Source organism: Salmonella sp. SA15303 (assembly GCF_029962125.1).
GTDB classification, from domain to species: Bacteria; Pseudomonadota; Gammaproteobacteria; order Enterobacterales; family Enterobacteriaceae; genus Salmonella; species Salmonella enterica.
The window spans coordinates 3,813,256-3,837,593 of record NZ_CP123924.1 but is presented as its reverse complement, the minus strand read 5'-3'; the positions used below and the strand labels follow the sequence as shown (position 1 = coordinate 3,837,593).

Below are 24,338 nucleotides of genomic sequence, written 5' to 3'. Positions count from 1 at the left end.
CCTGTTATGAAAGGACAACACCGTCTGGATCTCATTGTGGCGTATCTGAAAAACCATACGCTGGTTACGGTAGAACAGCTGGTTGAGGCGGTTGACGCATCGCCAGCCACTATCCGTCGCGATTTGATCAAGCTGGATGAGCAGGGCGTGATCAGCCGTAGTCATGGCGGTGTGGCGCTGCGACGTTTTGAACCCGCCCAGCCCACCACCAATGAAAAACAACTGCGATCGCCCGCTGAAAAACGGGCGATCGCACGCGTTGCCGCATCGCTGGTCAATGCTGGCGATGCCGTCGTGCTGGATGCCGGTACGACAATGATGGAACTGGCGAAATGCTTAACCCATCTTCCGCTGCGGGTCATCACCGTCGATCTGCATATTGCGCTGTTTTTAGCTGAGTTCCGGCAAATTGAAGTGACGATTGTCGGCGGTCGTATCGATGACAGCAGTCAGTCCTGTATCGGTGAGCATGGGCGCAAGCTGTTGCGCAGCGTTTACCCGAACATCGCGTTTATGAGCTGTAATTCATGGGGGGTAAAAACGGGCGTGACGACCCCAACGGAAGATAAGGCCGGGCTTAAACAGGAGATTATTGCTAATGCGCAGCGCAAAGTGTTGCTGGCGGACAGCAGTAAGTATGGCGCGCATTCGCTCTTTAATGTGGTGCCGCTTGAGCGCTTTAATGACGTGATTACCGACGTCAATCTGCCGCCGTCAGCGCAGGTTGAACTGAAAGGGCGCGCTTTTGCGCTAACGCTGGTGCAGCCGGAGTGACAGCGCCGTCAGGCGCTGCCAGTGGTGAATCAGACCGCAGAAATATTGCGGCCGTAGTAAATCTCGCGCATCTCTTTCCACAGCGCGGCGGTGATCTCCTGGCGTTCGGTTTCAGTGAGATCTTCCGGTTTGGTGTGAAACATGTAGTGCTTAAGATCGAACTCTTTAAGCAGCATCTTGGTATGGAAAATATTTTCCTGATACACGTTTACATCCACCATGTCATACAGCGACTTCATATCTTCCGACATAAAATTCTGAATAGAATTAATCTCATGATCGATAAAGTGCTTCATACCGTTGACGTCGCGTGTAAAGCCGCGCACGCGGTAATCGATGGTGACGATATCGGACTCTAGCTGGTGGATCAGGTAATTGAGCGCTTTTAGCGGTGAAATCACCCCGCAGGTTGACACTTCGATGTCGGCGCGAAAGGTGCATAGCCCGCCTTCCGGATGGCTTTCCGGATAGGTATGCACGCAGATATGGCTCTTATCGAGGTGCGCCACCACGGTTTCCGGCAGCGGGCCGGGATGTTCGGTTTGATCGATAAGTTTCGGGTCGATCGGCTCTTCGCTCACCAGAATCGTGACGCTGGCACCCTGGGGTTCATAATCCTGACGGGCGATGTTCAGGATGTTTGCGCCGATAATGGAGCAGGTCTCCGACAGGATCTCGGTCAGTCGGTTGGCGTTATAGAGTTCATCGATATAGGCGATATAGCCATCGCGCTCTTCTGCGGTTTTGGCGTAGCAGATATCGTAAATACAAAAACTCAGGCTTTTCGTCAGATTGTTAAAGCCATGCAGTTTCAGCTTTTTCAATTTTTATCACCTCCTTAACGTCACTGTGCGGACAGTGCGTCATGTAGATATTGCGGTAGCGCAAATGCAGCGGCATGAATAGCCGGGTTGTAATAGCGACATTTGAGGCCGGCGGCATGAAAACGTGCCTGAATAATTTCGCTCGACAGGTGGCGAAGAGCGTCGTTGTCCGTCGCCCAGGCGAAGGTCATAATGCCGCCGTAATAGGTCGGAATCGCCGCCTGGTAGAAGCCGACATCGCTGAAGTAATGACTCAGCTTGCGGTGGCTGTCGAGCGCTTCATCCTGCTGCAGGAAGCACACGCCGTTCTGGGCGACAAAAATGCCGCCCGGATTCAGGCAACGCTTACAGCCTTCATAAAAGGCGGAGGTAAACAGGCTTTCGCCGGGGCCTATCGGATCGGTACAGTCGGAAATGATCACATCAAAGGTCTGATGGGTTTGATTGACGAAATTCACGCCGTCGTCGATTACCAGCGTAAAGCGCGGATCGTCGTAGCTGCCGGCATTGTGGTTGGGTAAATACTGGCGGCAAAACGAGACTACGCCAGCGTCTATCTCTACCATGGTGATGGTTTCGACGTTTTTATGCCGGGTAACTTCACGTAGCATTGCGCCGTCGCCGCCGCCGATAATCAGAACGTGTTTCGCATGACCGTGCGCCAGCAGCGGGACATGGGTCATCATTTCATGATAAATAAACTCGTCGCGTTCGGTGGTCTGTACCACGCCGTCCAGCGCCATCACGCGGCCAAAAGCGGCGTTTTCAAAGATGATTAAATCCTGGTGATCGGTTTTTTCATGATACAGAACGTTGTCTACGGCAAAGTACTGACCAAACTGGTCGTGTAGCGTTTCATGCCACATCGTATTTTCGGCCATTGGCTGATACCTCCATTGTTAACACCCGTAAAAAAAGGGCGCAACATCATAGCTAACAATGACCGTGGATGCACGGTCATTATTTCAGCAATAGGATCACGGAGGATTATTTAACGTAGGCTAACAGGCTCAGAGAATCGCGGGCCAGAGCTTTGCATTTTTTAGCGACCGGAATACCGATGCCGCTAAGATCGCGGTAGCTGTCTTCGCCCAACGATTTCATATCGAAGGTGTCGTAGTTACTCAGGTCCCACTGATTTTGCTGGGCAAAAAAGACCAGCGCACGGCGAATCTGGCTGTTGGGTAAATTTTGGTAACCACAGTCATTTTTCAGAAAAACGAAAACTGCCGTTAAATCGGCCATATCTTCAGCTTCGGATTCAGTAAGCGCATAGCTATTTGCGCATAAGGCCATCAGGCTGCCAAACAACACGGGTCTGAAAAACGTCTTCATTGCTTCTACCACGGCATCAGGGAAAGTCAACGTTAGCATACTGAGAACGTAGCGACGACTTTTATTATCAGGATTGGTCGCGGCGTTTTCATTCTTATTGTATTGCTGTCAGGAATGGTAAAGACGTGTTGCTGGCTTGACCTTCCCGTTAGGGCAGGGTCTAAGCTTAGACACCCGCCTGTTCATTATAAGGAAATGATTATGTTACGCCGTGATTTCTTAAAATATTCAGTGGCGCTGGGGGTTGCATCAGCGCTGCCGCTGTGGAGCCGCGCCGCTTTTGCCGCCGAACGTCCCGCGTTGCCTATTCCTGACCTGTTAACGGCAGATGCGAGCAACCGTATGCAGTTAATTGTTAAAGCCGGACAGTCGACATTCGCCGGTAAGAACGCGACAACCTGGGGCTACAACGGTAATTTGCTGGGGCCAGCGGTACAGCTTCACAAAGGAAAAAGCGTGACCGTTGATATCCATAACCAACTGGCCGAAGACACGACGCTTCACTGGCATGGTCTGGAGATTCCGGGCATCGTCGACGGCGGCCCGCAGGGGATTATTCCCGCAGGCGGAACCCGCACGGTGACGTTTACGCCGGAGCAACGCGCCGCGACCTGCTGGATTCATCCGCACAAACACGGCAAAACCGGGCGCCAGGTGGCGATGGGCCTTGCCGGGCTGGTGCTGATTGAAGATGACGAGATTCGCAAATTGCGCCTGCCGAAACAGTGGGGCATCGACGATGTGCCGGTGATCATTCAGGACAAACGCTTCTCCGCCGATGGCCAGATTGATTATCAACTGGATATTATGACCGCCGCCGTCGGCTGGTTTGGCGATACGCTGCTGACCAATGGCGCTATCTATCCGCAGCATTCCGCGCCGAAAGGCTGGCTACGTCTGCGCTTGCTAAATGGCTGTAATGCGCGCTCGCTGAATATCGCCGCCAGCGATAATCGCCCGCTTTATGTGATCGCCAGCGACGGCGGCCTGCTGGCGGAGCCGGTGAAAGTCACCGAACTGCCGTTATTAATGGGCGAGCGTTTTGAAGTGCTGGTGGATATCAGCGACGGGAAAGCCTTTGATCTGGTGACCCTGCCGGTCAGCCAGATGGGAATGGCGATCGCTCCGTTTGATAAACCGCATCCGGTGATGCGTATCCAGCCGCTGCGGATTACCGCCTCCGGTACGCTGCCGGATACGTTGACGACGATGCCGGCGCTGCCGTCGCTGGAAGGGCTGACGGTGCGCAACCTGAAACTGTCGATGGACCCGCGCCTTGATATGATGGGGATGCAAATGCTGATGAAGAAATATGGCGCTCAGGCGATGAGCGGCATGGATCATGACAGCATGAACGCGCATATGCAGGGCGGCAATATGGGGAATGGCGAGATGGATCATGGCAACATGGATCACAGCGGGATGAATCATGGCGCGATGGGCAATATGAATCACGGCGGAAAATTCGACTTCCATAACGCTAACTTTATCAACGGCCAGGTCTTCGATATGAACAAACCGATGTTCGCGGCGCAAAAAGGCCGACATGAACGTTGGGTGATTTCCGGCGTGGGTGACATGATGCTGCATCCTTTCCATATTCATGGCACCCAGTTCCGTATTTTGTCAGAGAACGGCAAAGCGCCAGCGGCGCACAGAACGGGCTGGAAGGATACGGTACGCGTTGAGGGCGGTATCAGCGAAGTGCTGGTCAAGTTCGATCACGACGCGCCGAAGGAACATGCCTATATGGCGCACTGTCATCTGTTAGAACATGAAGATACGGGAATGATGTTAGGATTTACGGTCTGACCGATGTCTGTGACGCAGGCCGGGTAAGGCGAAGCCGCCACCCGGCACAATGCCCGGCATACGCCGGGCATTAATGGTTATTTCGCGTCGTCAGGCAAAGCATAGGCCACGATATAGTCGCCCATCTTCGTACCAAACGAACCGTGGCCTCCGGCAGAAACGACCACGTACTGCTTACCGTTTACCTCATAGGTCATAGGCGTTGCCTGGCCTCCGGCGGGTAAACGTCCCTGCCACAGTTTTTCCCCGTTGCTCATGTTATAAGCGCGCAGGTAGTTGTCGGCGGTCGCGGCAATGAACAGCACATTACCGGCGGTTGAGATTGGCCCGCCCAGCATGGGCATCCCCATGTTGAACGGCACCGGAACCGGCATCGGGAACGGCATACTGTCGCGCGGCGTCCCTATACGTTTCTTCCACACGATTTCATTGGTCTTCAGATCCAACGCGGAAATATAGCCCCAGGCCGGTTGTTTACACGGCAGGCCAAACGGCGAAAGGAACGGATTCAGCGTGACGCCGAATGGTACGCCGTACTGTGGCTGAATACCCGCTTCTGTACCGGTACCTTTCGCGTCTTTCGGCGGCTCCATTGGATTACCCGGGCCGCGTGGGATCAGCTTCGAGACAAACGGCAGCGCCATCGGGTTAGCGATAGCGACCTGACGGTCTGGATCGACGGAAATACCGCCCCATTCAAACATCCCCAGGTTGCCAGGGAATACCAATGTCCCCTGCTCGGACGGCGGGGTGAAGATACCTTCATAGCGCAACTGGTGGAACATGACGCGGCACACCAGTTGGTCGAACATGGTCGCGCCCCACATATCCGCGCCGGAGAGATCTTTTTTCGGGCGGAAGGTTAAATCAGAGAACGGCTGAGTTTTGGCGACGTAATCGCCTTTTGCCGCGCCCTGCGGGACCGGTTTTTCCGGGGCGGGCACGACCAGCTCGCCATTACGTCTGTCCAGCACAAAGATATTACCGGTTTTCGCTGGCGCATAGATAACCGGAACGGTAGTACCGTCAACGGTAATATCCGCCAGCGTCGGCTGTGCCGGCAGGTCCATATCCCACAGATCGTGATGGACGGTCTGATAACTCCAGGCCAGTTTCCCGGTGGTGGCATTCAGCGCCAGGATGGAGCTGGCATAACGCTCCTGCTCCGGCGTGCGGTTACCGCCCCAGATATCCGGCGTGGTCACGCCCATCGGCAGATAGACCAGATCCAGTTTCGCATCATAGGCGGCAGGCGCCCAGGAGTTCGGCGAGTTAAAGGTAAAAGCGTGCTCATCGGCTGGAATCGCGTTCGGATCTTTCGCCCCCGGATCGAAGGCCCACATGAGTTTACCGCTATTAACATCAAAACCTCGGATAACGCCGGACGTTTCGCGGGTAGAGAAGTTATCCGTGACCGAACCGGCAATGACAATTGTTTTATCGGTGATAATCGGCGGCGACGTCGGTTCATACAGTCCCGGTGTGGTATCCGGCATATTGGTTTGCAGATTCAGGACGCCTTTGTTGGCGAAGGTTTCACACAGCTTGCCGGTTTCGGCATTCACCGCGAAAAGGCGACCGTCGTTGACCGGGAGGATAATACGGCGCGGACAGTCGGCGATGACCTCCGGCGAGGCGGTATCCGCTTTGGCCTCATGATAAGAGACGCCGCGGCAGGTCACATGCTGGAAAGACGAATCGGTCTTCAACTGAGGATCAAAATGCCACTTCTCTTTACCGCTGGCGGCGTCCAGCGCGAACAGACGCTGGTGAGCTGTACACAGATAAAGCGTATCGCCGACTTTTATCGGGGTCACTTCGTTGGTGATTTCACCCGGATCGTTGGGTTGTTTCAGATCGCCGGTGCGGAAGACCCACGCTTCTTTCAGTTGGTGAACGTTATCCGCAGTGATCTGTTTCAGCGGCGAATAGCGTTGGCCTTCCTGATTGCGCCCATAGGCCGGCCAGTCTTCGTCGGCGATCGACGAACTTGTTGCGGCGGGCGTGGCGTCGGCGCGAAGCGTACCGTTGATCTCCTGCGGGTCGTTGAAGCCGGCCCAGGTCAGAATGCCGCCGCTAATCAGCAACGCCACGACCAGCGCCGCCACTGCGCCACTGGAAGGAACCACCAGCCGATGCCAGACAAACGGTAATATTAGCCAGATGCCGAAAAACACCAGGATATCGCTACGCGGCGTGAGCGCCCAGAAGTCGAACCCGACTTCCCACACGCCCCAAATCATTGTCGCCAGCAGCAGGGCGGCATACAGCCACAGTGCGGCACGTTTACTGCGCCATAGCAATCCGGCCACAACCAGCATCACGAGGCCCGCGATGGGGTAGTACCAGGAACCGCCAATAGCAACCAGCCAGACACCTCCGATAAGAAGATACAGCCCACAAAGTGCTGCAAAGAGGGCCGTCAGCGTCACGAGTAATCGTGGCGATCGTGCGTTATTTTCTGCCATAAAAAGACACCATCCCAAATTGTTAATTTTTTAGTAGCAATTAAGTATAGGAATTAACATGTGTGATCGTCATCACAAAATGAGCTTTCTTATCAAATGCCGCGAATGAATACGTTTGCTGTTATACTGCGTGCCTTGCGCGTCAATGCGGCGTTATTAGTCACCGGCATTGAGTGATTTGTTTTTAAATCATATGGTTATAAATATGAAACATACTGTTGAAGTCATGATCCCCGAAGCGGAGATCAAAGCACGTATTGCCGAGTTGGGTCGTCAGATTACCGAACGTTATAAAGACAGCGGCAGTGAAATGGTGCTGGTAGGTCTGTTGCGTGGCTCATTTATGTTTATGGCGGACCTGTGCCGTGAAGTCCAGGTTCCTCATGAAGTCGATTTTATGACCGCCTCCAGTTATGGTAGCGGCATGTCCACCACCCGCGACGTGAAAATCCTCAAAGATCTGGATGAAGATATTCGTGGTAAAGACGTGCTGATTGTCGAAGACATTATTGATTCCGGTAATACGCTGTCGAAGGTCCGTGAAATCCTGGGCCTGCGCGAGCCGAAATCGCTGGCGATTTGTACGCTGCTGGATAAACCTTCTCGCCGCGAAGTGGACGTGCCGGTTGAGTTCGTTGGCTTTTCGATTCCGGACGAATTTGTAGTCGGTTACGGTATCGACTACGCTCAGCGTTATCGCCATCTACCGTATGTTGGTAAAGTGGTGCTGCTGGACGAGTAAGCGCAGAAATGCCGGATGGCGTCGCTAAAGCGACTTATCCGGCCTATAGCTAATGGCTTATTGGTGGGGAATGTATTTCAGACTTAGGGCGGAAATACCCTTATGATAGCCGTTCTCCAGCGTTTCTCTGTTGGTGGCGGTGACGTCAAGATCGCGCAGCAGGCCATCATTGATACTGTACGCCCAGCCGTGAATGGTCACATTCTGACCGCGTTTCCACGCTGACTGCATAATGGTGGAATGCCCCAGGTTATAGACCTGTTCCATGACGTTCAATTCATAGAGCGCGTCCAGACGTTGCTCTTCGGGCATTTTTCCCAACAGCGAGCTATGTTTAAGCCAGATGTCGCGGATATGCAGCAGCCAGTTATTAATCAAGCCCAGCTCAGGGTTTTCTACCGCAGCCTTGATACCGCCGCAACCGGAGTGGCCGCAAATGATAATATGCTCAACTTCCAGAACATCTACCGCATACTGAACCACGGAGAGACAGTTCAGATCGGTGTGAATAACCAGGTTAGCCACATTACGGTGAACAAACAATTCGCCCGGTTCAAGCCCGGTTAAACGCTCTGCGGGAACGCGGCTGTCGGAACATCCAATCCATAGAAAGCGCGGTTTTTGCGCTTGCGCCAGTTTCTCAAAAAATCCGGGGTCCTCTTCCACCAGCATTTTTGACCATAGTGCATTGTTGCTGATGAGTGTATCTATGTCTTTCATGGAAGTTAACGACCTGTAACCAAATAAGTGCGTTGGGCTAATATAGGGCAACTCCGTAATTATTTAAACCATATATAAAGTGTAAGAACGTAAAGTAAGTGAGAATTTATGACCATTGCGCTGGAACTTCAACAACTTAAAAAAACCTATCCCGGCGGCGTTCAGGCGTTGCGCGGCATAGATTTGCAGGTCGAAGCGGGGGATTTTTACGCGCTTCTGGGGCCAAATGGAGCAGGGAAATCGACCACCATCGGTATTATCAGCTCATTGGTTAATAAAACGTCCGGGCGCGTTAACGTTTTTGGTTACGACCTGGAAAAAGACGTGGTTAACGCCAAGCGACAGCTTGGACTGGTGCCACAGGAGTTTAACTTTAACCCGTTTGAAACGGTGCAACAGATCGTAGTGAATCAGGCGGGTTATTACGGCGTGGAACATAAAGAGGCGGTTTTACGTAGCGAAAAGTATTTAAAACAGCTCGATCTGTGGGAAAAACGTCATGAACGCGCGCGGATGCTCTCCGGTGGGATGAAGCGCCGCCTGATGATCGCCCGCGCGCTGATGCATGAGCCTAAACTATTGATTCTCGATGAGCCGACGGCGGGCGTCGATATCGAATTGCGTCGCTCGATGTGGGGATTCCTGAAAGATTTAAACGCCAAAGGCACCACGATTATTCTTACCACCCACTATCTGGAAGAGGCAGAAATGCTGTGCCGCAATATCGGTATTATTCAGCACGGCGAGCTGGTGGAAAATACCTCCATGAAAAATCTGCTTTCAAAGCTGAAATCGGAGACGTTTATTCTGGATTTAGCGCCAAAAAGCCCGCTACCTAAGCTTACGGGTTATCAATATCGTCTGGTGGATACCTCGACTCTGGAGGTGGAAGTGTTACGCGAGCAGGGGGTTAACAGTGTCTTTAGCCAACTGAGCGAGCAGGGGGTTCAGGTATTAAGTATGCGTAATAAAGCCAACCGTCTGGAAGAACTGTTTGTGTCGCTGGTGCATGAAAAACAAGGAGATCGCGCATGATGCAGCTTTACTGGGTTGCCCTTAAAAGCATCTGGGCGAAAGAGATCCACCGCTTTATGCGGATCTGGGTGCAAACGCTGGTGCCGCCCGTCATCACCATGACGCTCTATTTTATTATTTTCGGTAACCTGATTGGTTCGCGCATCGGCGAAATGCATGGTTTTAGCTATATGCAATTTATTGTGCCGGGCCTGATTATGATGGCGGTCATTACTAACTCCTACGCGAATGTCGCGTCGTCATTTTTTAGCGCCAAGTTTCAGCGCAATATTGAGGAACTGCTGGTCGCGCCGGTACCAACGCACGTGATCATCGCCGGATTTGTCGGCGGCGGCGTAGCGCGCGGGCTGTGCGTAGGGATTCTGGTGACGGCGATTTCGCTCTTTTTCGTGCCTTTCCAGGTGCATTCCTGGGTATTTGTCGCGCTAACGCTGATTCTGACCGCGATTCTGTTCTCGCTGGCCGGACTGCTGAACGCCGTGTTTGCGAAAACCTTTGACGATATCAGTCTGATCCCGACCTTTGTGCTGACGCCGCTGACCTACCTCGGCGGGGTATTTTACTCGCTGACGCTGCTGCCGCCGTTCTGGCAAGGGCTGTCGCACCTGAACCCGATCGTCTACATGATCAGCGGTTTCCGTTATGGTTTTCTGGGTATCCATGATGTGCCGCTGGTGACGACGTTTGGCGTACTGGTGATCTTTATCGCTGCTTTCTATCTGCTGTGTTGGTCGCTGATCCAGCGCGGGCGCGGGTTGCGCAGTTAAGCGCTGACTGGGGAGATGGGGCGTTGGGTTGCGCTTCGCTTCACTTCATCTACGGGTCCGTAATATCAATGGGTTACGGGTCGGTAGGTGAGGCTTGTCGAAACCCAACGCTTCTCTCAGCGAATCTGAATCTCCAGCGTGGCGGTGGCCTGGTATTCTCCGGTGTGGGGAACATGTCCGGTGGTATTGACCGGCGCGGCGGTGAACTCGGTGCTGCCTCTACCGTCAGTGTAATCTTCAATCGGCAATTCGGCGCTGCCGCCGGGAACGATGGTATTATCGTATTTATCGGAAATCCGTATCCCCAAATTCTCATTGTCAGTTTTCAGGTAGTCCGGGTTGTGCGGATCGGTTGCGCCATTTAATGACATTGACAGGTTGGTGCCGTCCGCCACGTTGCTACAGGTAAAGTTTACCTGAGTGGTGACGTGCGAGTTCTGCGGGCTGTCGCCGAGGTGACGAATATCTTTGCCCTCAATATCCGGTAGCCTGACCTCGATAACCTGCCCGGCGTTGATGGAGCAGGACTGCGGCACGGTAATGGTCCCGGACATGGTGACGTGCGCCATCGGTGGAACGGAAGGGGGAATATTATCTCCGCTGCTGCCCGGCGTTTTTGACAAATAGAGATTCATAATCGTCGTCTCAGGAATGGTGATTTCACCTACCAATGGGTGAGTAATATAAATACGCACGTTACCCTTATTCCCTGCGGACATTTTGTTTATGTCCGCGCCCGTACACCCGCCTGCGGTGGGGTCCTGATTACTGATCGCTGAAAAGGGAACGGGGATATACTGTTTCAGGTTACCGACGATGTAGGTTTCCGTACCAATCTCCAGCTTACCCGCGACCAGAACATAAAAATCCATCTGTTGCCCATTGCTACCCGCTTCGCTGTACGTTCCTTTTTGTGTTAAATCGCCGGTCGTGGCGGTGAAATAGTTAACGCCCTGATAATCTTTATTATCGCAGTCGCACCTGGCGCTGTATTCGCCGCCGACCGACCAACTCTCTTTGACTATTTTCCCTGCCTGGTTCTCATCCGTATCGGTAATGGTCTGGTCAAGGGGAAAAAAGAAATTATGCGTGCCGCTGGTGGGTTGACACCAGCCGCTTCCGTTGCCCATCGTTCCGTCTGCCAGCGCATGGCCTGAAAATAGCGATAGCGCCAGCAGCATCCATAAATTCTTCATTGTGTTCCTCACTGGCAGACGGCGTTCGCCATCACTATGCCGTTCATATTTTTGCTGATATCCAGGCGGTAATCCGCGCGGCAAGAGGCGCTTCCCCAGTTCACCAGCAGCAGGCCCTCTTCCGGCAGGCCGCTGAGGAAGACCTGGCCTTTATCGCCGACGATACTGGCCAGGTTCGCATCCTGCCCATCGACGCTTGCCGTCGCGCCAAAGGGCACGGGCTCGCCATTGCTGCGCGTCAGCGTTAACAACACGCGATAGCCCTTATGCGTGTCATACGCCGCGCGCACCACCGCATTACGCGTCGGGTAGACGGTCTGGTTGTTGAGCGGAATATCCACGTTGTCAGCAAACGTGCTGCTGTCGAGCGAGATATCGTAGCGATAATACGGCGTGACGTTGGGGATCACCGTATAACCCCGGAAGTCGGTGGCGACGCCGGTCTGGTTTTCAACCGAAACGCCGCTGGCGCCGGGCGCTTTAATTAAAATCGCCGCGCCGGTAATCGGCTGGCTCAGGGTAATACCGTTTTCGTGCGCCAGAATGCCGCCGCTGATGCCGTAGCTGACTTGTTGGCTATCTGGCGACTGATTGTAACCGGCGTTGAGGTTGGCATAAGTGCCTTTATAGCTGGCGTTTACCCCGCCGGAATCACCGTCTTGTGTGCTGTGGCTTTGCTGTAACGACCAGTTCAGGTTTCTGTCACGCAGCGCGGTGCCGCTAAGGGTGGTGCTGTTCACCGTGGCATCGTGCTTACGCGTGTTCAGCATATAGCTGGCGTATAGCCTGGAATCGAACACCGTAAACGGAACGTGCAGCGACAGCGTGAACAGCCGATCGTTCTGGTTATAACGATCGTCGTCGTTGTCATCATCGTCATTGTCCGAACGGTACTGGTAGGTGTTTTTGTTATAGCTGTAGCTCAGCGTATAGCTCACCGGACCCCAGCTATTGTTGTAGCTGGCGCTCAGGGATTCCATCTGCTGCGCGCTGTGCCAGTAATCTTCTTTGACCCAACTTAGCGTTAAGGAACCGAGCGTATTGCTAATTTGCTGGTTGACCGAAGCTTCGAAACGATTATGGCGCTTGCCGTAGTTATCATAAAAATCGTCGTCCGGGTTGATCACCTCGCTCAGCGAATTGTAGTTTTCGCTGGCGTAACGATAGCCGGCCAGCGAAAACGTGGTGCCCGTACTGACGACGCCCTTGCTGTAGCGGACGTGCCAGGATTGCCCGATTTCTTTGCGGCCATCGTCAAATTTGGCGTGCGACCAGATGCCGTCCAGGGAAATGGCCCCCAGCATCTGCATATTTTGCCCGACGCCGAAGGCGACGGACTGGTATTTATCGCCGGCAATCTGGCTGCCGCCGTACAGGGTGATGCCCCACGGCAGGCCGTACAGCAGGGTCGCCTGGCCGAAGTCGTCCAGCGCGTGGTTGTTATAATCGCGATATTTACCCACGGTCACGCTGTATTTTGCCCGTCCGGTGCGCTGCAGAATCGGCAGCGAAGAGTAGGGCACGATAAAATGCTGTTCGCTGCCGTCGGCTTCTTTTACCGTCACGTCATAGTCGCCGTTGCTGCCGGTGGGAAACATATCGTTGATTTCAAATTCGCCCGGCGAAACGGCGGTCTGATAGGCGATATAGCCGTTTTGCCGCACGATAACCTGCGCGTTTGAGCGGGCGATGCCGCGAATCGTCGGGGCGTAACCACGCTGGCTGTTGGGCTGCATTTGATCGTCAGAGGTGAGCTGGAGGCCGCGAAAAGGTACGCTGTCGAACACGTCGGATGGCGTATTGCTGTCTCCGGCGGTGAACTGGCTTTTCAGCGCGATAATGTCGCGCTGTAAATAGTTATAAACGCTGTTCCAGCTACCGTTCTCGCCGTTATTTGAACTCCAGTTACTGTAGTTGCGAAAACGCCACGGCCCGAGGTTAAAACCCGGCTGGAGAGCGAGATACTTCGATTCCGCATCGTCGGAATCCTCACTGGAACCGTACTCTTTATAGCCGCTGAAGCTGTAGTTCAGCATCAGCGCGGTAATCCCCTCCTGCCACTTTTCCGGCGGTACGTAGCCGCGTGCGTTATTGGCGATGTAGAGTTGCGGGATGCTTACTGATAATGCCTGTTGCTGAAAATCAAACCGCTGGCTGGCGCCGGGGATAACGCTGAGATCGACGCAGCCTTTTTCACTCTCCAGCGTTGGAAAAAGGTCGGTTTTGACGCCGTTATCTTTTAGTTCCTGGAGCCGTAAACAGCCCTGTAATGCCTGTTGACCGTCACTGAGCGTCGCGAGTTGAAAATCAACGTTTCGTGCGCCGATTTCTGTTTTATTGATATTGATAGTGACGTAATAGGTGCCAGGCAGCTGGCTTTTGTCGTTATCAAATGTCGACAGATCGACGCTTGTGCGATTCGCCTGCCCATGGTTTTCAATAAATGCCGGATTGAAATAGTCGCGCGCCCATGCAACGTGTGTGAACGTGCTGCCCAGCGCGATACACACAGCGCAGCGCGATAAATAAAATACCCGGTGTTGCCTTTTGCGCATCGGCACTCTCATCCCTGTCACTCTTCTCAAGGCGTTTGTTTATGTTCGGGGCCAGTACCGCCAAAATCGTTGATGATAGACCAGACAATCGGGCCGCTGGCGGCGGCAGGCAGCGTGTACTGCGCGTTGCCGAAAGGCGCCACATAGCGCGGGGCTTTCACTTTTTGACTGCCAACGGAAAGGGTGGCGAAGTTCATATAATAGGGCGTGGGGTTCTTCACGGTGAGCGTGCGACCCTGACGCGACCACGTTAACCGATCGGCAACCTCTTCTGGTTTTTGGGTTAACGCTTTTGGCCGGTAAATCAGCTTAAATTCCGCTTTAACGGCCAGCATGAGTGTGTTGTGTTTATTGTCCGGATTGCTGCTGGGAATCGATTTAATATCCAGCCAGTACAGCGACTCGCGATCTTCCGGCAAATTGCCGCCGGTACGGATAATTCGTAGTACGTTCTTTTGCCCGCCATTAAGGCGAAAAAGCGGCGGGGTGACCATAAACGGCGCATCACCGCTCGCCCCGGTTTCACTGATCGATTGCGCCCAGGACTGAATTAAATAGGGAACGTTGTCGCTATTGCTTATCGATATGGACGCATCTTTGGCATCGCCGTGAAAAATAACCCGCGTTGTGCCGATGTTTATCCCTGCGGCATGCGCCAGCGAACCGCACAACAGGCAACAAAGCAACCCTGCTTTAGCCAATGAATTCATTGATGACCTCAATAAACAAAGGGGCCAGCCGACGCTGGCCACCAGGATCAGTTATATTGCAGATAGAATGTTGCGGTTGCATCGACCGTTCCCGACTTAACGGGAACCGCGGTGGCGATATAGCGGGCGGTGAAAGGCATTGAGAGTTCCGTCACCCCCTCTGCTGTAGGGAGGTTGACTGGGGCAGACCATGCCTGAAGATCGTTAAAGGTCATAGGGGTGCTAGTTTTATCAAGAATTTGCACGCCAATATTCTCAGCATCATCCTCATTTTTCAGGATGGTCGCATCGGTTCCGTCGAGTGTGCCTTCAAAGCGCGCCTGTACACTGCTGTAGACGTTTGCGTCGCAGTTTTCGAGTTCGATGGTGAAGTCTGTATCCCCTGCCGTCTGCCCTGCGGCAGTGAAAAGAGAGGCAAATTCTTCCTGTAATGTCACCTCTACTGAATCCGTTTTTACCGTACAGGCGTTTTGCTTAATGAGGCCGGTGATATGTACGGTGCCGTCTTTGGCGGTGTCTGCCAGCGCGGCGGGGGAGAGGGTGATGGCGGCCAGTGCCACAGTGAGTGTTTTTAAGGAGAGTTTCATTATCTTTGATCCTTTAAGATATTATAAATATTGACATAGTAACAATATCTATAGTGTGGAAAGTTATTGTTCTTTTTATTCCCGAATGAGTAAATATAATGTCCGATGATTTTTACGGCGCGAAGAAAAATTCAGAATACATAAATATGAAATATTTATAATATATATTTAATCAATTATTTTGGTGAGTGTTTGTTTAATTGAATCGCCGTGATTACCCTTTAATGGGCCAGATTCTATGAAGGCTGCTAACAATTTTAAAAATAATGCAAATTTTTTTGAATAAAAAATGATCGTGGTCATAGTGTGTTGTCGGCCAAAAAAACATGCTGACATCATGCAGGATTGGAGCTCAATGGAGGAGAAGTTATGCTGGGATGGGTCATTTCCTGTCATGACGATCGGGCGCAGGAAATGCTCGAAGGTCTTGAAAAGAAGTATGGGCCGTTGGCGCAGTGTCGGGCGGTCAATTTCTGGCGTGGGTTAAGCGTAAATATGCTCAGCCGCATGATGTGTGACGCCCTCCATGCCACCGACTCCGGTGAAGGCGTGATATTTTTAACCGACATTTCCGGCGCGGCGCCTTATCGTGTAGCGTCGCTGATGAGCCATAAACATTCTCAATGTGAAGTTATTTCCGGTGTCAGCTATTCATTGATGGAGGAAATGATTACCTGGCGAGAGTCAATGAGCAGTTCAGCATTTCGCGACCAGATTGTCGCGCTTGGCGCGCCGGATGTCACCAGTCTCTGGCATCAGCAGCAGAAAAATCCGCCTTTTGTATTGCTGCATGATTCGTATGAGTTTTGATCAATACCATTGACGACGCTTTTGCTACAATGACGGCGTTTTTTCGCCTCGGTTATGATATATGGTTATGCGCGTTGTTCTTATCTTGCTGTTCTTTTTCGCCGGTAATGTGTTGGCTGCCTTGCCCGCTCGTTATATGCAAACGACGAAAGATGCCGCCATCTGGTCGCAGATTGGCGACAAAATGGTGACCGTAGGGAATATCCGCGCCGGACAAATTCTTTCCGTAACGCCTGTTGCGGCTGATTATTATGCCTTTAAATTCGGCTTCGGTGTGGGCTTTATCGATAAAGGCCATCTGGAATCCGTGCAGGGAAAACAAAAAGTGGAAGATGGCCTGGGCGATCTTAACAAGCCGCTCAGCAATCAGAATCTGGTGACCTGGAAGGACACGCCGGTGTATAACGCGCCGGACATCAGTAGCGCCCCGTTTGGCGTATTGGTGGATAATTTGCGTTACCCCATTATTAGCAAGCTGAAAGGCCGGCTACATCAAACCTGGTATCAGATCCGTATTGGCGACAGGCTGGCTTATGTCAACGCCATGGATGCGCAGGAAGACAACGGCATTCCGATTTTGACCTATCATCACATTTTACGTGATGAAGAGAATACCCGTTTTCGCCATACCTCCACCACGACTTCGGTTCGGGCATTCAGCAACCAAATGACCTGGCTTCGCGATCGCGGCTATGCCACGTTGACGATGTACCAACTGGAGGATTACATCTATAACCGCGCTAATTTCCCGGCGCGCGCGGTGGCTATCACCTTTGATGATGGCCTTAAATCGGTGAGTCGCTATGCGTATCCGGTATTAAAGCAGTACGATATGAAAGCGACGGCATTTATTATCTCATCGCGTATTAAGCGCCATCCGCAAAAATGGAATCCCAGGTCGCTGCAATTTATGAGCGTGTCCGAATTGCGCAAGATAAGCGATGTTTTTGATTTTCAGTCGCATACCCATTTTTTACACCGGGTAGACGGGCATCGCCGCCCGATTTTATATAGCCGCAGCTACCATAATATTCTGTTTGATTTTGAACGCTCGCGGCGGGCGCTCGCACAGTTTACTCCGCACGTATTTTATCTTTCTTATCCCTTTGGCGGTTATAACGCGACCGCGATCAAAGCAGCAAAAGACGCCGGTTTCCATCTGGCGGTAACCACGGTGAGAGGGAAGGTGAAGCCGGGAGATAATCCGATGCTGCTCAAAAGGCTGTATATTCTGCGCACGGATTCGCTGGAAACCATGTCGCGGCTGATCAGCAACCAGCCGCAGGGATAAGGACTATCAGGCAACCTGTACCGGAATAGCTTTCGCGGTGCGCTTCATTTCGTTGTCGCCTTCAAAATAGGCCACTTTCGGACGCCATGTACGCGCTTCTTCATCAGACATGGTGACGAAGCTGGCGATAATCACAATGTCGCCAACTTCAGCGCAGTGCGCCGCCGCACCGTTCACCGAGATGATTCTGGAGCCGCGTTCAGCCGCAATCGCATAGGTTGAGAAACGTTTCCCATTGGTCACGTTCCAGATATCAATCGCTTCGTTTTCCAGAATACCGGAGGCATCAAGGAAATCCTGGTCAATGGCACAGGAACCTTCGTAGTGCAGGTCCGCCTGCGTGACTTTTACGCGGTGGAGCTTGCCTTGCAGCATGGTGCGAATCATAACTTCTTTACCCTGTCGTTTACCTTGGCTAAGCAGGCGCTTGTGGCCTGCTTTGGAAATTCTCAGGCAGTATTGCCCGATTTTTAACCCCTGTCTACTGGGCTAATGTAACGCTTTGATTATCGATCAGACGCGCCTGACCCAGCCAGGCGGCAGCCAGAATCACTGCGCGTTTGCTGGTTTCCGTCAGCTCCAGCAGCGTGTCGGCATCACGGATTTGAATGTCGTCGGCACGGAAGCCTTTTTCATTCAGTTCCTGTTCGGCAATGGCAATAATCTCTTGCAGCTCACGATTACCCGCAATCAGTTTTTCAGCGATGCTATTCATCACGTTGTATAGACCCGGCGCAATTTTGCGCTGCTCTGCGGTCAGATAAGCGTTACGTGAGCTGAGCGCCAGACCGTCTTTAGCGCGAATAATCGGCACGCCGACGATCTCAATGTCATAACTCATATCCGCCACCATTTTGCGGATCAGCGCCAGTTGCTGGAAATCCTTCTCGCCAAAGCAGGCGATATCCGGCTGGATCAGGTTGAACAGCTTGCTGACGATAGTCGAGACGCCGCGGAAATGACCTGGACGGCTGGCGCCTTCCAGCATGGTAGAGAGGCCGGGAACATCAACGTACGTCTGGCCTTCCAGCCCATGCGGGTAGATTTCCTCAACGGCTGGCGCAAAGACATAATCGACTTTGCGTTTGTTCAGCTTTTCACAATCTTCCTGCAGCGTGCGCGGATAACGCACCAGATCGTCCGGCCGATCAAACTGCATCGGATTGACGAAAATGCTGACGATCACCACATCAGCCCGGGCTTTTGCCTCATCGACCAGCTTCATATGGCCGTCGTGCAGGTTGCCCATGGTGGGAACCAGTGCGACGCGTTTACCTTCCTGACGCAGACGACGAATATGCTGGCGCAGCAGCGGCAGGGTTTCAATGATTAGCACAACAAAACTCCTTGAGTTGCTTGATGATCCTGCCCGATGGCGCTGCGCTTATCAGGCCTACATCCGTTGAGGATCTGTAGGCCGGATAAGACGCGTCGCGTCGCCATCCGGCACGGTCAGAAAAATTAGTGAAAGCTGTGTTCTTCGCCCGGATAAACGCCGGACTCCACTTCAGCCATATACTGCTGTACGGCGGCGCGCATGTCGCCCGCTTCGGCGAGGAAATTTTTCGCGAATTTTGGAATATGACCGCCGGTGATGCCAAACGCATCGTGCATCACCAGGATCTGACCGTCGGTGACGTTGCCCGCGCCGATGCCGATCACCGGAATCGACAGCGCTTCCGTGACGCGCTTCGCCAGCTCAACCGGCACGCACTCCAGCACCAGCAGTTGAGCGCCAGCGGCTTCTAAAGCCAGCGCGTCATCCAGCAGCACTTGTCCTGCATCTCCACGGCCCTGAATTTTATAGCCGCCGAAGATATTCACCGACTGGGGCGTTAACCCCAGATGACCACAAACCGGCACGGCGCGTTCGGTGAGCATTTTCACCGTATCAACCAGCCAGGCGCCGCCTTCAATTTTGACCATATTGGCCCCCGCACGCATCACGATAGCCGCGTTTTCACATGCCTGTTCCGGGGTGGCGTAAGCCATAAACGGCAGGTCGGAGAGCAATAGACAGTTGGGCGCGCCGCGGCGTACCGCGCGGGTGTGGTAGGCGATATCTTCCACGGTGACAGGCAGGGTGGAGTCGTGCCCCTGAATTGTCATGCCCAGAGAGTCGCCAACCAGCATCACATTGATACCTTCGTCGGCAAATAACTTAGCGAAGCTGTAGTCGTAGGCGGTAATTGTCGCGAAGCGTTTTTTCTCTTGCTTGCATTTCTGCAGCAGTGAAATGGTGGTGGGTTTCATAACGTTTCCTGATGGTAAAAGTTATATTTCCCGGCATTCTAACAGTCATATTCAGGGGGGCAATTGATTTAAGCAATCGTTTGGCGCTAAAGCAGTAAACGCTAAAGGGGAGGCGATGTTTTACCAGTGGGCGGGTTTTGCAGCACCAAGATGGGTGAGATGCTGATGCAGGCTGATACCATCCGGAAAGATCAGATCAGGAGCGATTTCGAATAACGGCCACAGCATAAAACCGCGGTTTTTCATGTCGTAGTGCGGCACGGTCAGACGGTCGGTGTTAATGACTTCATCGCCAAACAGCATAATGTCGAGATCCAGCGTGCGCGGCCCCCAGCGTTCGGCTTTGCGCACCCGGCCCTGTTGCAGCTCAATGCGCTGGGTATGGTTAAGCAATTCTTCGGGGGCGAGAGCGGTATCCAGCGCCACCGCAGCGTTCAGGTAATCGGGCTGATCCTGTGGGCCAAGCGGCGGCGTGCGGTAAAACGAAGAAACCGCGACGATACGGCTATCGGGAATGTCGGCGATAGCCTTCAGGGCGGCATTGACCTGCTCCAGCGGAGAGGCCAGATTACTGCCAAGCGCGATATACGCGATCGTCATACGGTGCCCTCGCGGCGCGGCGCGCGTTTGCGCGGACGTGAACGACGGCGGCGTGGAGCAGGATCGTCGTCCAGCTCGTTGAGCATCCCTTTTTGTTCCGGCGGCGCGGAAGCCTGAAACTCGGCCCACCACTGCGCCAGACGTTGCAGTTCAGTATTATTTTCCACCTGAGCGCGCAGCTCCAGTAAATCAAACGCGGCGCGGAATTTGGGATGTTCCATCAGTTTCCAGGCGCGTTTGCCCTGACGTCGCGACATGCGTAACTGAAGCTGCCAAATATCACGGGTAAGCGTGGTAAGGCGTTTCGGGATCGCCAGTGAACGGCAGGCCTCATCCAGCACATCATTCATGGCCAGCGCGAAAGCGTCGTAATAGGCCAGACCGCTCTCCTGAGCGATTTTTTGCGCCATCTCCAGCAGCGGATACCAGAACATGGCGGCAAACAAAAATGCCGGATTAACGCGCATCTCGTTACGGATGCGGTTATCCGTATTCTTCAACACCTGCGCAATGATGCGTTCCATTGCGCTGTCGCCGTTTTCGGTGAAATAACGCGTAATGGTAGGAAACAACGGCTGGAAGAGGTGGTATTCCCGCAGTTGTTGATAGGTTTCGTAACCGTTCCCCGCCTGCAACAGCTTCAGCGACTCTTCGAACAGGCGCGCGGGAGGAATGTCGTTTAGCAAGGTTGCCAGACGCGGGATTGGCTCAGCCGTTTCAGGGCTGATATGCATATTGAGCTTCGCAGCGAAACGCACGGCGCGCAGCATTCGAACCGGATCTTCGCGGTAGCGCGTTTCCGGATTGCCGATCAGGCGAATCACGCCTTCTTGCAGATCCTGCATCCCGCCGACGTAATCGCGCACGGTAAAATCCGCCACGCTGTAGTAAAGGCTGTTGATGGTGAAATCGCGGCGCTGGGCATCTTCTTCGATAGAGCCGAAGATGTTGTCGCGCAGCAGCATACCGTTTTGCCCACGCTGGGAGGTCGTACGGTCGCTTTCACTGCCTTCATGATGACCACGAAACGTTGCCACTTCGATAATTTCCGGGCCAAACATCACGTGAGCCAGGCGGAAACGACGTCCCACCAGACGGCAATTGCGGAATAATTTCCGTACCTGATCCGGTGTTGCGTTGGTAGTCACGTCGAAATCCTTCGGCTTTTTGCCGAGCAGGAGATCGCGGACGCCGCCGCCGACCAGGTAGGCTTCATAGCCCGCTTTGTTCAGCCTGTACAGTACCTTGAGGGCATTTTCACTGATATCTTTGCGGGAGATAGCGTGCTGTTCACGCGGGATAATCGTCATATGTGGACGGGCGACGGCTTGTTCTGCCTCGCTCTCCTCGCGGCTTAACACCTTACGGCAAAAATTAGCGACTCGGGTAAAAATAGCGCACCTCGGTAGTGTCATACATTAATAAGATCAACTTACTCTATGTCTTTCGCATTACGGCAGACGGGCGTAAGAGAGCAACGCGACCTGGGCTGTAAGCATCATTAACGCCGCAGCAATGCGAAAGACGATGAGCAAAAATAGCGGCTAATCATAGCTCAGCGAGACGCATTTGAGAATGCCGGATTTACATTAGCCGATGTGGGTACGGCTGTAAGCCTCCAGTGCGCCACTGCAAAGCGCAGCAACTCCTCAACAGACATCTCCTGCCACGCTACGACGTCGCGTTGGCCTAAAAAGCGCAATGCCTGGACCAGTACCGGGCGCGGATCGCCTGTCGCAAGCGCAGGGGCATGATTTTGCTTGGAAAGTTTAGCGCCTTGTTCGTTGAGCGCCAGCGGAAGGTGCACGTAGCCTGGCGCACGCCAGCCAAACTGTTTATACAGCGAAAGTTGTCGGACAGTGGGTTCGATTAAATCTGCGCCGCGGACGATCTCCGTCACCCCCTGAAAATGATCGTCGACCACCACGGCCAGATTATAAGCAAACAGTCCGTCGCGGCGGTGGATAATAAAATCTTCGCTCGCCAGCTGTGGGTCAGCCTGGATGTCGCCGCGCAAGGCATCATGGAAATGCATCACCGGATGCTGCTGTTTAATTCTGACGGCGGCATTCTCCGGCCCGTGGCATAACGTCCGACAATGGCCGTCGTAAATACCGCCCAGACGTTGAATGCGCGAGCGGGGGCAAGTGCAGTAGTAGCTCAGTCCCTGCTCGTGAAGCCAGGCCAGCGCCTCGCGATAAGCCTCATGACGCTGTGATTGCCATAAGACCTCGCCATCCCAGTGCAGGCCGTAATGTTCCAGCTGGCGCAGAATGGTCGCTGCGGCACCGGGAACTTCACGTGGGGGGTCGATATCCTCGATGCGAACGCGCCAAATTCCGCGTTGCGCACGGGCTTGTAGATAGCTGCCGAGGGCGGCGATTAACGAGCCGAAATGCAGTTCGCCGGATGGCGACGGCGCGAAACGGCCAATATAGTGTGAGTCAGTCATGCTGCGGGCAATAAAGAATAAGGCGGGAAAACTCCCGCCTGTCATAAATAGGGTAGAAACGAACGGGATTAACCCGCCATCTGTTTTTCGCGAATTTCAGCCAGCGTTTTGCAGTCGATGCACAGATCGGCTGTTGGACGCGCTTCCAGGCGGCGGATACCAATCTCCACCCCGCAGGACTCGCAATAACCGAAGTCTTCATCTTCCACTTTCTTCAGCGTCTTCTCGATCTTTTTGATCAGTTTGCGCTCACGGTCACGATTACGTAACTCCAGGCTAAACTCCTCTTCCTGCGCGGCGCGATCGACCGGATCGGGGAAGTTGGCGGCTTCGTCCTGCATGTGCGTCACAGTGCGATCGACTTCATCCCGGAGTTGATTACGCCATGCTTCAAGAATACGCTTGAAGTGCGATAGCTGGGCTTCGTTCATATACTCTTCGCCCGGTTTCTCCTGGTACGGCTCCACCCCAGCGATGGCGAGAATACTCAGGGACGATGTTTTACGGTTTTGCCCTTCTTGCATGTTGCTTCTCCTTAACACGCACTATCGATCCCCATGTTCGGGGGAAAATCAGGTCGCTATAAATAGCAGATGCTTTTCCGGATAGCAATTATCTAAACGTAACACTTGACAACCCTGTGAGGAAAAGCGTATTTACGCACGCGGCCAGAATACTTAATAATCAGGCTGTTATTCCACTACAACGTTATGGGTACTGGTTCGTTCAGTTCCATTTTTTGGGCTGAAAGTTCTGCTTTATAAGCTAAAACTTCCACGCCTTTATTCTGAGCCTCGCTCAATAGCTGCGCGTATTTTATATCGATATGACGTGCGGGGGAAAAACGTGTAATGGCGGAGTGCAGCACCGCGAACACCACCACTGCGCGATGACCTGCCGCCGCAACGCCCATCAATTCCCGAAGATGTTTTTGCCCTCGTTCGGTGATGGCGTCGGGAAAATAACCGTTTTCTTTTTCCGCTAACGTGACCGATTTCACTTCAATATAGCAGTCCGGGCGGAAATCTGCCTGTAACATAAAATCTATACGGCTGCGCTCGGCGCCATATTTGACTTCACTTTTCAGAATATTGTACCCCGCCAGCGCCGGCAGGCGATTCTCCTGAATCGCTTCTTTCGTTAGCTGGTTCGCCCGCAGCGTATTCACGCAAATGAATGCGCCGGATTGCGTTTCAGTCAATTCCCAGGTATGCGGATATTTGCGTTTAGTATTTTCTGATGTCGAATACCAGACGGTATCGCCAGGCGTGGCGCAGCCGGTCATCGCGCCGGTATTAGGACAGTGCAGCGTAAGCGTCGTACCGTCAGGGGTGATCACATCGGCTAAAAAACGTTTATAGCGCTGAATCAGCGTAGCGCGTTGTAAAGGGGGTGAAAATAGCATCG

The 24,338-nt window shown here is 53.2% G+C and carries 24 protein-coding genes; 7 read left to right on the top strand and 17 right to left on the bottom strand.

Going from position 1 to position 24,338, the window contains the following annotated elements; all coding sequences use genetic code 11:
* Positions 1–6: 6 nt before the first annotated feature.
* The gene (locus QEN31_RS19000) at positions 7–774 is read left to right on the top strand and encodes a DeoR/GlpR family DNA-binding transcription regulator (protein ID WP_000678254.1); all 768 of its coding nucleotides are present in this window, start codon (positions 7–9) and stop codon (positions 772–774) included.
* Positions 775–803: 29 nt separating this feature from the next.
* On the opposite strand, the gene speD is transcribed toward QEN31_RS19000, so the two are convergent.
* The 3 genes from speD to QEN31_RS18985 form a co-directional block, all read right to left on the bottom strand.
* Positions 804–1,598, bottom strand: a complete 795-nt coding sequence (speD, locus tag QEN31_RS18995; RefSeq protein ID WP_000734276.1) for an adenosylmethionine decarboxylase — start codon at positions 1,596–1,598, stop codon at positions 804–806.
* A gap of 20 nt (positions 1,599–1,618) precedes the next feature.
* Positions 1,619–2,479 carry a polyamine aminopropyltransferase gene (gene speE / locus QEN31_RS18990; protein ID WP_000829968.1) on the bottom strand — a complete coding sequence of 287 codons (861 nt, stop codon included), beginning with the start codon at positions 2,477–2,479 and terminating at the stop codon, positions 1,619–1,621.
* A gap of 106 nt (positions 2,480–2,585) precedes the next feature.
* Positions 2,586–2,933, bottom strand: coding sequence for a YacC family pilotin-like protein (locus QEN31_RS18985; protein ID WP_000846613.1), 348 nt, complete (start codon positions 2,931–2,933; stop codon positions 2,586–2,588).
* A 201-nt stretch (positions 2,934–3,134) separates the two neighbouring features.
* Between QEN31_RS18985 and cueO the strand changes: the two genes are divergently transcribed.
* On the top strand, positions 3,135–4,745 hold the full coding sequence (gene cueO, locus QEN31_RS18980) for a multicopper oxidase CueO (protein WP_099949713.1): 1,611 nt from the start codon (positions 3,135–3,137) through the stop codon (positions 4,743–4,745).
* Between the two features lie 77 nt (positions 4,746–4,822).
* Here cueO and QEN31_RS18975 read toward each other — a convergent pair whose 3' ends face one another.
* Entirely contained in the window at positions 4,823–7,213 is a 2,391-nt protein-coding gene (locus tag QEN31_RS18975; RefSeq protein WP_000829731.1) for a glucose/quinate/shikimate family membrane-bound PQQ-dependent dehydrogenase, read from the bottom strand.
* A 205-nt stretch (positions 7,214–7,418) separates the two neighbouring features.
* Here QEN31_RS18975 and hpt point away from each other — a divergent pair, with 205 nt between their 5' ends.
* Positions 7,419–7,955 (top strand): hypoxanthine phosphoribosyltransferase, encoded by a 537-nt coding sequence (hpt, locus tag QEN31_RS18970; RefSeq protein WP_000683342.1) that lies wholly within the window; start codon positions 7,419–7,421, stop codon positions 7,953–7,955.
* A gap of 57 nt (positions 7,956–8,012) precedes the next feature.
* Here hpt and can read toward each other — a convergent pair whose 3' ends face one another.
* Positions 8,013–8,675, bottom strand: coding sequence for a carbonate dehydratase (gene can / locus QEN31_RS18965; protein ID WP_000651591.1), 663 nt, complete (start codon positions 8,673–8,675; stop codon positions 8,013–8,015).
* 108 nt (positions 8,676–8,783) lie between these two features.
* On the opposite strand from can, the gene QEN31_RS18960 reads away from it, so the two are divergent.
* Both QEN31_RS18960 and QEN31_RS18955 read left to right on the top strand, forming a co-directional pair.
* Positions 8,784–9,710 carry an ABC transporter ATP-binding protein gene (locus QEN31_RS18960; protein WP_000150619.1) on the top strand — a complete coding sequence of 309 codons (927 nt, stop codon included), beginning with the start codon at positions 8,784–8,786 and terminating at the stop codon, positions 9,708–9,710.
* A complete protein-coding gene (locus QEN31_RS18955; protein ID WP_000983418.1) occupies positions 9,707–10,477 on the top strand; it encodes an ABC transporter permease in 771 nt (256 codons plus the stop codon). The genes QEN31_RS18960 and QEN31_RS18955 overlap by 4 nt, the downstream gene beginning before the upstream one ends.
* A gap of 116 nt (positions 10,478–10,593) precedes the next feature.
* On the opposite strand, the gene QEN31_RS18950 is transcribed toward QEN31_RS18955, so the two are convergent.
* Genes QEN31_RS18950 through stiA form a run of 4 tightly spaced genes read right to left on the bottom strand, consistent with a single transcriptional unit; the run spans position 10,594 to position 15,525 of the window.
* The gene (locus QEN31_RS18950; protein ID WP_000794043.1) at positions 10,594–11,673 is read right to left on the bottom strand and encodes a fimbrial protein; all 1,080 of its coding nucleotides are present in this window, start codon (positions 11,671–11,673) and stop codon (positions 10,594–10,596) included.
* A gap of 8 nt (positions 11,674–11,681) precedes the next feature.
* Positions 11,682–14,228, bottom strand: coding sequence for a fimbrial outer membrane usher protein (locus tag QEN31_RS18945; protein WP_001231776.1), 2,547 nt, complete (start codon positions 14,226–14,228; stop codon positions 11,682–11,684).
* 26 nt (positions 14,229–14,254) lie between these two features.
* Positions 14,255–14,938: a fimbrial biogenesis chaperone StiB gene (stiB, locus tag QEN31_RS18940; RefSeq protein ID WP_001086408.1), complete on the bottom strand. Its 684-nt coding sequence runs from the start codon at positions 14,936–14,938 to the stop codon at positions 14,255–14,257.
* A 47-nt stretch (positions 14,939–14,985) separates the two neighbouring features.
* Positions 14,986–15,525: a Sti fimbria major subunit StiA gene (gene stiA / locus QEN31_RS18935; RefSeq protein WP_000777532.1), complete on the bottom strand. Its 540-nt coding sequence runs from the start codon at positions 15,523–15,525 to the stop codon at positions 14,986–14,988.
* A gap of 369 nt (positions 15,526–15,894) precedes the next feature.
* Between stiA and QEN31_RS18930 the strand changes: the two genes are divergently transcribed.
* Both QEN31_RS18930 and QEN31_RS18925 read left to right on the top strand, forming a co-directional pair.
* Positions 15,895–16,335, top strand: coding sequence for a PTS sugar transporter subunit IIA (locus tag QEN31_RS18930; RefSeq protein ID WP_000901960.1), 441 nt, complete (start codon positions 15,895–15,897; stop codon positions 16,333–16,335).
* Between the two features lie 61 nt (positions 16,336–16,396).
* Complete coding sequence (locus tag QEN31_RS18925; RefSeq protein ID WP_000245304.1) at positions 16,397–17,626, top strand: polysaccharide deacetylase family protein; 1,230 nt, start codon at positions 16,397–16,399, stop codon at positions 17,624–17,626.
* Positions 17,627–17,632: 6 nt separating this feature from the next.
* Here the strand turns inward: QEN31_RS18925 and panD are convergent, their stop codons facing one another.
* From panD to sfsA, 8 genes are all read right to left on the bottom strand, one after another.
* The gene (gene panD / locus QEN31_RS18920; RefSeq protein ID WP_000621526.1) at positions 17,633–18,013 is read right to left on the bottom strand and encodes an aspartate 1-decarboxylase; all 381 of its coding nucleotides are present in this window, start codon (positions 18,011–18,013) and stop codon (positions 17,633–17,635) included.
* 94 nt (positions 18,014–18,107) lie between these two features.
* Positions 18,108–18,962, bottom strand: coding sequence for a pantoate--beta-alanine ligase (gene panC, locus QEN31_RS18915; protein ID WP_000905344.1), 855 nt, complete (start codon positions 18,960–18,962; stop codon positions 18,108–18,110).
* Between the two features lie 125 nt (positions 18,963–19,087).
* The gene (gene panB, locus QEN31_RS18910) at positions 19,088–19,879 is read right to left on the bottom strand and encodes a 3-methyl-2-oxobutanoate hydroxymethyltransferase (protein WP_000805487.1); all 792 of its coding nucleotides are present in this window, start codon (positions 19,877–19,879) and stop codon (positions 19,088–19,090) included.
* Between the two features lie 120 nt (positions 19,880–19,999).
* Positions 20,000–20,479, bottom strand: a complete 480-nt coding sequence (gene folK, locus QEN31_RS18905) for a 2-amino-4-hydroxy-6-hydroxymethyldihydropteridine diphosphokinase (protein ID WP_000150773.1) — start codon at positions 20,477–20,479, stop codon at positions 20,000–20,002.
* A complete protein-coding gene (gene pcnB / locus QEN31_RS18900; RefSeq protein ID WP_203422695.1) occupies positions 20,476–21,873 on the bottom strand; it encodes a polynucleotide adenylyltransferase PcnB in 1,398 nt (465 codons plus the stop codon). Before pcnB ends, folK begins: the two co-directional genes overlap by 4 nt.
* A 161-nt stretch (positions 21,874–22,034) precedes the next feature.
* Positions 22,035–22,931 carry a tRNA glutamyl-Q(34) synthetase GluQRS gene (gene gluQRS, locus QEN31_RS18895; RefSeq protein ID WP_000132295.1) on the bottom strand — a complete coding sequence of 299 codons (897 nt, stop codon included), beginning with the start codon at positions 22,929–22,931 and terminating at the stop codon, positions 22,035–22,037.
* A gap of 68 nt (positions 22,932–22,999) precedes the next feature.
* Positions 23,000–23,455: an RNA polymerase-binding protein DksA gene (gene dksA, locus QEN31_RS18890; RefSeq protein ID WP_001155232.1), complete on the bottom strand. Its 456-nt coding sequence runs from the start codon at positions 23,453–23,455 to the stop codon at positions 23,000–23,002.
* A gap of 176 nt (positions 23,456–23,631) precedes the next feature.
* Entirely contained in the window at positions 23,632–24,336 is a 705-nt protein-coding gene (gene sfsA / locus QEN31_RS18885) for a DNA/RNA nuclease SfsA (protein WP_000899412.1), read from the bottom strand.
* Positions 24,337–24,338: the final 2 nt, after the last annotated feature.

Bases quoted from the DNA above. Each gene is read 5' to 3' on its own strand.
- QEN31_RS18930 (WP_000901960.1), top strand. From the start codon at position 15,895: ATGCTGGGATGGGTCATTTCCTGTCATGACGATCGGGCGCAGGAAATG.
- QEN31_RS18945 (WP_001231776.1), bottom strand. From the start codon at position 14,228: ATGCGCAAAAGGCAACACCGGGTATTTTATTTATCGCGCTGCGCTGTG.
- QEN31_RS18975 (WP_000829731.1), bottom strand. From the start codon at position 7,213: ATGGCAGAAAATAACGCACGATCGCCACGATTACTCGTGACGCTGACG.
- hpt (WP_000683342.1), top strand. From the start codon at position 7,419: ATGAAACATACTGTTGAAGTCATGATCCCCGAAGCGGAGATCAAAGCA.
- panD (WP_000621526.1), bottom strand. From the start codon at position 18,013: ATGATTCGCACCATGCTGCAAGGCAAGCTCCACCGCGTAAAAGTCACG.
- QEN31_RS18955 (WP_000983418.1), top strand. From the start codon at position 9,707: ATGATGCAGCTTTACTGGGTTGCCCTTAAAAGCATCTGGGCGAAAGAG.
- can (WP_000651591.1), bottom strand. From the start codon at position 8,675: ATGAAAGACATAGATACACTCATCAGCAACAATGCACTATGGTCAAAA.
- QEN31_RS19000 (WP_000678254.1), top strand. From the start codon at position 7: ATGAAAGGACAACACCGTCTGGATCTCATTGTGGCGTATCTGAAAAAC.
- QEN31_RS18950 (WP_000794043.1), bottom strand. From the start codon at position 11,673: ATGAAGAATTTATGGATGCTGCTGGCGCTATCGCTATTTTCAGGCCAT.
- panB (WP_000805487.1), bottom strand. From the start codon at position 19,879: ATGAAACCCACCACCATTTCACTGCTGCAGAAATGCAAGCAAGAGAAA.
- QEN31_RS18960 (WP_000150619.1), top strand. From the start codon at position 8,784: ATGACCATTGCGCTGGAACTTCAACAACTTAAAAAAACCTATCCCGGC.
- QEN31_RS18925 (WP_000245304.1), top strand. From the start codon at position 16,397: ATGGTTATGCGCGTTGTTCTTATCTTGCTGTTCTTTTTCGCCGGTAAT.
- QEN31_RS18985 (WP_000846613.1), bottom strand. From the start codon at position 2,933: ATGAAGACGTTTTTCAGACCCGTGTTGTTTGGCAGCCTGATGGCCTTA.
- folK (WP_000150773.1), bottom strand. From the start codon at position 20,479: ATGACGATCGCGTATATCGCGCTTGGCAGTAATCTGGCCTCTCCGCTG.
- stiB (WP_001086408.1), bottom strand. From the start codon at position 14,938: ATGAATTCATTGGCTAAAGCAGGGTTGCTTTGTTGCCTGTTGTGCGGT.
- dksA (WP_001155232.1), bottom strand. From the start codon at position 23,455: ATGCAAGAAGGGCAAAACCGTAAAACATCGTCCCTGAGTATTCTCGCC.
- gluQRS (WP_000132295.1), bottom strand. From the start codon at position 22,931: ATGACTGACTCACACTATATTGGCCGTTTCGCGCCGTCGCCATCCGGC.
- speE (WP_000829968.1), bottom strand. From the start codon at position 2,479: ATGGCCGAAAATACGATGTGGCATGAAACGCTACACGACCAGTTTGGT.
- cueO (WP_099949713.1), top strand. From the start codon at position 3,135: ATGTTACGCCGTGATTTCTTAAAATATTCAGTGGCGCTGGGGGTTGCA.
- stiA (WP_000777532.1), bottom strand. From the start codon at position 15,525: ATGAAACTCTCCTTAAAAACACTCACTGTGGCACTGGCCGCCATCACC.
- sfsA (WP_000899412.1), bottom strand. From the start codon at position 24,336: ATGCTATTTTCACCCCCTTTACAACGCGCTACGCTGATTCAGCGCTAT.